General features: G+C 64.0%; 8 protein-coding genes. 6 read left to right on the top strand and 2 right to left on the bottom strand.

What is annotated here, in order from left to right:
- From AC1DYX_RS26120 to AC1DYX_RS26110, 3 genes are all read left to right on the top strand, one after another.
- The coding region (locus AC1DYX_RS26120) for a thiol:disulfide interchange protein DsbA/DsbL (protein ID WP_477264300.1) at window positions 1–657 on the top strand (657 nt) is incomplete at its 5' end.
- A gap of 26 nt (window positions 658–683) precedes the next feature.
- Entirely contained in the window at window positions 684–1,016 is a 333-nt protein-coding gene (locus AC1DYX_RS26115) for a hypothetical protein (RefSeq protein WP_477264298.1), read from the top strand.
- Window positions 1,017–1,105: 89 nt separating this feature from the next.
- The gene (locus tag AC1DYX_RS26110; RefSeq protein ID WP_477264296.1) at window positions 1,106–1,774 is read left to right on the top strand and encodes a thiol:disulfide interchange protein DsbA/DsbL; all 669 of its coding nucleotides are present in this window, start codon (window positions 1,106–1,108) and stop codon (window positions 1,772–1,774) included.
- Between the two features lie 6 nt (window positions 1,775–1,780).
- On the opposite strand, the gene AC1DYX_RS26105 is transcribed toward AC1DYX_RS26110, so the two are convergent.
- Entirely contained in the window at window positions 1,781–3,097 is a 1,317-nt protein-coding gene (locus tag AC1DYX_RS26105; protein WP_477264294.1) for an ATP-binding protein, read from the bottom strand.
- Window positions 3,098–3,420: 323 nt separating this feature from the next.
- Here AC1DYX_RS26105 and AC1DYX_RS26100 point away from each other — a divergent pair, with 323 nt between their 5' ends.
- Window positions 3,421–4,284 (top strand): MipA/OmpV family protein, encoded by an 864-nt coding sequence (locus AC1DYX_RS26100; protein WP_477264292.1) that lies wholly within the window; start codon window positions 3,421–3,423, stop codon window positions 4,282–4,284.
- Window positions 4,284–4,979, top strand: coding sequence for a hypothetical protein (locus AC1DYX_RS26095; RefSeq protein ID WP_477264290.1), 696 nt, complete (start codon window positions 4,284–4,286; stop codon window positions 4,977–4,979). The genes AC1DYX_RS26100 and AC1DYX_RS26095 overlap by 1 nt, the downstream gene beginning before the upstream one ends.
- A 12-nt stretch (window positions 4,980–4,991) precedes the next feature.
- Here AC1DYX_RS26095 and AC1DYX_RS26090 read toward each other — a convergent pair whose 3' ends face one another.
- On the bottom strand, window positions 4,992–5,678 hold the full coding sequence (locus AC1DYX_RS26090) for a response regulator (protein WP_029757388.1): 687 nt from the start codon (window positions 5,676–5,678) through the stop codon (window positions 4,992–4,994).
- A gap of 242 nt (window positions 5,679–5,920) precedes the next feature.
- Between AC1DYX_RS26090 and AC1DYX_RS26085 the strand changes: the two genes are divergently transcribed.
- On the top strand, window positions 5,921–6,360 hold a 440-nt coding region (locus AC1DYX_RS26085; protein ID WP_477264288.1), incomplete at its 3' end, for a DUF2092 domain-containing protein.

Here is a 6,360-nt window from a genome sequence, read left to right as displayed (position 1 = left end):
TCCCTGCGTTTTGCCTTGCTCGCCACCGCGCTTGCCGCCAGCACCGCGTTTGCTTCGCCGGCCGATCCGAAAAGCGGCGTCGAGTACGTGACGCTTGCTCAGCCGCAGCCGGTGCAGGCCACGGGCAAGAAGGTCGAGGTGATCGAGTTCTTCATGTACCACTGCCCGCACTGCAACGCGTTCGAGCCCCAGCTCGAACAGTGGATCAAGAAGCAGGGCAATAACATCCAGTTCCGGCGCATCCACATGCCGGCCACCGGCCCCAACGATCCGGAAGCCCACCTGCACCTGACGCTGGAAGCGTTGGGCAAGGCCGAGGAATTCCAGCCGAAGGTGTTCAAGGCCTTTCACGTGGATCACCTGCGCCTGAACAACGATGCCGCCATCATCGACTGGGTGACGAAGAACGGTGTCGACCGTAACAAGTTCGTCGACGCGTGGAACTCGTTCGGCGTGACGACCAAGCTGCGCCGCCAGTCGCAGCTCCTCAACGACTACAAGGTCGACGGCGTGCCGACCGTCATCATCGACGGCAAGTACCAGACGTCGCCGGCGATCGTCTACAATTCGGTCAAGGGCACCAGCGAGCCCGCGCTGTTCCAGGCCACCCTGCAGGTGATGGACGCGCTGGTGGCGCAGGCGGCAAAGTCGAAATAACCTTTCCACGGTAGAGAAACAGCGCAATGAGTGATGTCGAAGGCAAGATCCTCAAGATGTACGACAAGTCCATGCCGGACGAGGAGCATCTGTTCGACTCGAGCAACTGGAACCACCTCGCCTGGTGCATCGTGGTCGTGCTCGCGGGTCTTGTCTTCTGGCTCGCCATTGCGCTGGTGAATGCCGAAAACCAGCGCAACGCGTTGATGACGAACCTGTGTCCCGATCCTGTCTTCAAGGGCGAACTCGACCGGCAATGCCTGCTGACCGTGCATTCGCGYGAGCACTGGTGGCAGCACCTGTTCTACGCGATGGGCCATGTGAAGCCGGAAAAGCCGGYGCCGGTCGGACGCCGCTGACACGCGGTATCTCCTTAAGGTTTCCATAAGGATACTTTTCATTGAAAGAATGGTAATCTGCAGGTTTTCCACGACCTGAAGGATTGCCCATGCGTCTCCTGCGTGCCGCCGGCCTCGGCCTGCTGCTGTCCGTGTCTGCCTCCCTCGCTTCCGCTTCGCCCGCCGTCCCGCAGAACGGCGTCGACTATGCCACGCTCGCCCAGCCGCAGCCCATGCAGGAGAGCGGCAAGAAGGTCGAGGTGATCGAATTCTTCATGTACCACTGCCCGGTGTGCAATGCGCTGGAGCCGTCGTTCGAGGAGTGGGTCAGGAAGCAGGGCGACCGCATCACGCTGCGACGCATCCATTACCCGTCGACGGGGCCGGCCGATCCGGAAGCGCATCTGTTCCTGACGCTCGAGACCATTGGCCGTCTCGGCGACATGCACGAGAAAGTGTTCAAGGCCGTGCACGTGGACCATATCCGCCTGAACAAGGACGATGCGATCATCGACTGGGTGTCGAAGAACGGCGTCGACCGCGCCAAATTCCTGGAAGCGTGGAATTCGTTCGGTGTGACGACGCGCCTGCGCCAGCTGGGCAAGATCGCGACAAATTACCAGACCAGTTCCGTGCCTACGCTCGTCGTCGTCGGTCGCTACCTGACGAACCCGGGCATGCTGTCCGGCCAGATGCAGGGCGCCAGCCGTGACGCCGTGTTCAAGGCCACGTTACAGGTGGCGGACAAGCTCGTCGACAAGGCGGCGCAGGCCAAATAAGCGGCATCAGGTCGACAGCACGCCGTCCGGCAGGCTGATCACGAAGCGCGCACCGCCCAGCGCCGATTGCTCGACCTTCAGGCTGCCGCCGTGCAGTGCGATCGCCTTGTGCGCGATCGACAGGCCGAGGCCGAAGCCGCCGGTGGCGCGGTCGCGGCTACGGTCGAGGCGGTAGAACGGCTCGAAGATGCGTTCCCGTTCCTCTTCCGGAATGCCGGGGCCGTCGTCCTCGACGACGATCTCGATGCGGCAATCGTCGCGCCGCACGCGCAATGCGACCTCGTGCGCCGCATACTTCTGCGCATTCCTCAGCAGATTGCCGACGGCACGGCCGAGCAGGCGACGGTCGCCGTCCATGCTGCCGAGACGCTCTCCCAGGTCCACGTGCAGCCGCTGCGGGCGCGGATGCAGGCCGTCCGTGCATTCGCGCAGCAGCGGCTCCAGTTCGAACAGGGCGCGTTGCGGACCCTGGGCGTTGTCCAGCTTGCTGATCGACAGCAGTTCGTTGACGAGTTCGTTCAGCTCCGCCAGGTCGCCCTCCATCGCCGCGATGCGCTTGGCCAGCGCCGGATCGGCCGCGCGCTCGTGCAACAGTTCCAGCGCGAATTCCAGCCGCGCGATCGGCGTACGCAATTCGTGCGAGACGGAGTGCAGCAGGTTCTTCTGCGCTTCCAATAAACCCTGGATGCGCCCGGCCATTGCATTGATGCGCTCGGCCAGCGGATAGACAGCGTCCGCCGGCTTCAGTTCGGCCCGCGCAGACAATTGCCCGGCACCGAAATCGTCCGCCACGCGCGACAGCGTCTGCAAGGCCTGCCAGTGCGAACGCGACCACAACGCGATCGGCACGAGCAGCGCGAGCGCCACGACGACGTAGCGCACGATTTCCATCGCGAGGGCCTGGCCGAGGTCGATCGGCAGGTTGTAGGCGCGGATCACCTCGTCGTTGCTGCCGATGTAGCGCTCGCCCTGCAGGTCCACGCGCCGGAAGAAGGCCTTGTGCTGCGGATCCAGCACGATGTCACCCCGCTCCAGCGCCGCATGCTGGCGGGCGGGGAGGGCGGCCCTGGCCTGGTCGAGCGGGATCAGGTCGAAGTGGGCTTCGGACACTTCGCGCACCTTGTTCAGGCGGCCCAGCCATTCGTCGGACGGGGCATGGTCGATGTATTGCTCGAGCAAGAAGATTTGCGCGGACGCCTGGCGCCGTGCGATGTCGTCGAGCGGATCGCCGAACAGGCGCGCGAAGACAAAATAGATCACGAACGTCGCAGCCGTAATCGACAACATCACGAGGACGAAGAAACGGAAGAACAGGCGATTCACGCCGCCATCCTCCGGTCATCGCCATGGTGTGGGGCTGGGTTCGTCTTAAGCATGGGGCGTAGTGTATAGGAGCAATGGATAAAAAAACCATCCCTTACAAATTGACGACAAATACCCGACAGTCCGAGGGGGAACTTTTGATGYCCGCCGCGTACGATTTACATCATCAGGTTTTCCGTTTGGCCCACCTGATGCGCGAAGACGGTGGGCCATTTTTTTTTCGTTTGTTCCAGGAAGTGGCGACGAGGCAATACGCAGGCAAATATGGGAGGACGGAAGACAAGGACGTAGAATGTTGTCTTCCTGAATCTTCCAACCCGGACATGAACAAACTCCTCCTCCTCGCACTGTGCGCCACCTGCGGCACGACGTGGGCCCAGACGCCAGCGACCAACCCCATGCCCGACGGCAGTCGAGATATGTATGTGGGCCTGGGCGTGCAGTCGGCGCCACGCTGGGAGGGGGCGGACAGCCGCAAGGTATCAGCGTTGCCGGTGCTTCAGGTTCAATGGAGCAACGGCCTTTTTATTTCAGGCATGAGCGCCGGCATGCATTTGTCCGACAACCCGGCCTTTGAATACGGCCCGCTGCTGGCCGTGCAGCCGGGGCGCGACGAAGGGGGCAGCGGCCAGACGGTCGACGGCGTCGGTGCATCCGGCAGCATGCTGATCGGGCCGGTGCCGAACCCGATCGACAGGCGCAGCATGCAGGGCGGCACGCGCCTGGAAGGCATGGACAGGATAGTCGCGCGCCTGCAGGGGGGCGTCTTCGCCAACTATTACCTGACGCCGCAATGGCGCCTGACGGGCAGCGTGCTGGTCGGGGCCGGAAACGACCACGACGGCGCCCGCCTCGACCTCGGCGTGCAGCGCCTGGCCCTCGACCTGGGCGCGCAGCACCACGTCGCGCTGATGGCCGGCGTCGGCATCGTCAACCGTCATTACAACGATACCTGGTTCGGCGTCTCGCTGGAGGAAACGGCGCGCAGCCGCTTTGCGTATTACGCGCCGGGCGGCGGCCTGCAGGATGCGCACGTCGGCGTGCGCTGGAACTGGGCCTGGTCGCCGTCGTGGATGCTCACGTCGAACCTGCAGGCCAAACGCCTGCTGGGCAGTGCCGCCAACAGCCCGCTTGTCGAGCGGCCCACCAATCTGGCGGTTTCGACCGCCATCGCCTACCGGTTCTGATGATGCGCGTATCCCGCCAACTCATCGCTGCTGTCGTGACGCTGCTCGCCGCACCGGCGGTGGCGCACGCGCAGGGCGAATGGGTGAGCTACCGGGATGCGTACCGCGCCATGGTTCAGTTCGAGAAATACGGCGGACCGAAGAATCTGCTGCAGAGCCAGTTGCAGGTGCAGTCGCGCGACCACGCCGGATTGGGCGAGGGCGCCCAGCTCACGCTGACGGGCAAGACCACGCAGCTGAACCTGCCGCTGGACGCCCTCGGCCGCACCGTGTTCCCGCTGCAGAAGGCGGCCTATGACGAGAACGCGGCCCTCGTGCTGAACCGCAAGGCCATGCCGTTCGTGCTGCGTCCGCAGGTGACGATCGCGCCGCGCGCCGACGGCCAGTACGACGCCGCCGACCYGCGCACGGCCTGCGCCCAGGCGCTCGGCTTCGTGCGCTACRTCGACGCCTCGCAGCGCGCGCGCCAGTGCGCCGGCGTGCGCTTCGTGTTCCCGAAGAAGGAACAGGCTGGCGCCCGCCTGCGCCATGCGGAAGGCGGCGAACAGGCCCTGCCGGTGACGTCCGGCGCCGCCTTCTCGGGCGACCCCGACGAAGGTTTCCCCATCGTGACGTGGCGCTTCGGCATCAGCCCCGACAAGGGCCAGGTCGTCACCTACAACGCGCCGCTGGCGATCGTGCCGATCTTCGAGTGATTCAGTTCCAGTTCAGTTCCAGGCGGAAGGGGAGAACAAATAACCCTCGCCCCACACGGTCTTGATCTTTTCCGACATGTTGTCGTCGAATTTGCGGCGCAGCTTGGAGATGCAGTTGTCGATGCTGCGGTCGAGGCCGTCGAACTCGATGCCGCGCATCTTCTTGAGCAGTTCGTCGCGCGACAGCACGCGCCCGGCCGCCTCGGCCAGCACGAGCAGCAGCTTGTATTCCGTGTTGCTGAGCACACAGGGCTGGCCGCGCCACGCGACGCTGCGGTCGGTCGTCATGATGCGCAGCGCGCCGAATTCGAGCACCCGGGTATCCCCCATCGTCTTCGTCTGGGTGCGGCGCAGCAGGGCGCGCAGGCGGGCCAGCAGCACGCGCGGCTGCACGGGCTTGTTGACGAAATCGTCCGCGCCCTGTTCCAGGCCCGAGACTTCGTCATAGGTGTCTTCGCGCGCCGTGAGAATCAGGATCGGCACGTCGGACACGTCGCGGATCTGGCGGCACACCACCATGCCATCCATGCCGGGCAGCATCAGGTCGAGCACCACGATGTCGGGCGAAGCGGTCTTGAAATGCTCCAGCGCCGCATCGCCCCGCGTGACGAGGTCCACCGCGAATTCATAGCCGGACAGGTATTCCGTCACCAGTTCCGCGAGACGCGGATCGTCTTCCACCAACAGTACGCGATACATGAATGTCTCCTTGAACCCGGCATTTTATAAGACCGCGCAACATTGGCGCATGTTTGGTGGGTAAGGATGACAAAAACGTACAGTTTTGCGACAAACAGGCGGGCCATTGCCGGCCGTTTGGTTCCGTCCAGCGCCTCTTCGTTTGAGAGGTATCAACGGGCAGTTGCAGTGTTTCCGTGACCGCCTTGGCATGCCCGCCATTCGCGCTACGCTGCAAGGACTGCCTGTCCATGGAGGCGAGCATGATTTGTCAGCAACAGACGAAAGGCGGCCATACCGCGCTCGGGGCCGCGCTGGTGTGCGCGGCGTTGGCGCAGCCGCCGGCACACGCGGCCGAAGTGGATGCGAAGCGTCTGCTCAAGGCGATGTCGGACTACATGGCGGCGCAAAAGGCGCTGTCCTTCGACTTCGATTCGAGCCTGGAAATCGTTAGCACCCAGCAGCAGAAACTGACGCTGGCCGCCACCGGCAGCGTGGTCCTGAACCGGCCCGACAAGCTGCATGTTACCCGCCGCGGCGGCTTCGCCAACATGGAAATGAGTTTCGACGGCAAGACGGTGACTCTGCTCGGCAAGAATTCCAATATGTATGCCCAGGTCGAGGCCGCTGGCACGCTCGACCAGCTCGTCGACGTGCTGCGCGACAAATACCACCGGCCCGTGCCGGGCGCCGACCTGTTGAT

This window comes from Massilia sp. P2_C2 (genome assembly GCF_056404615.1).
The sequence above is the reverse complement of the archived record's forward strand: the minus strand, read 5'-3'. Positions and strand labels throughout refer to the sequence as shown.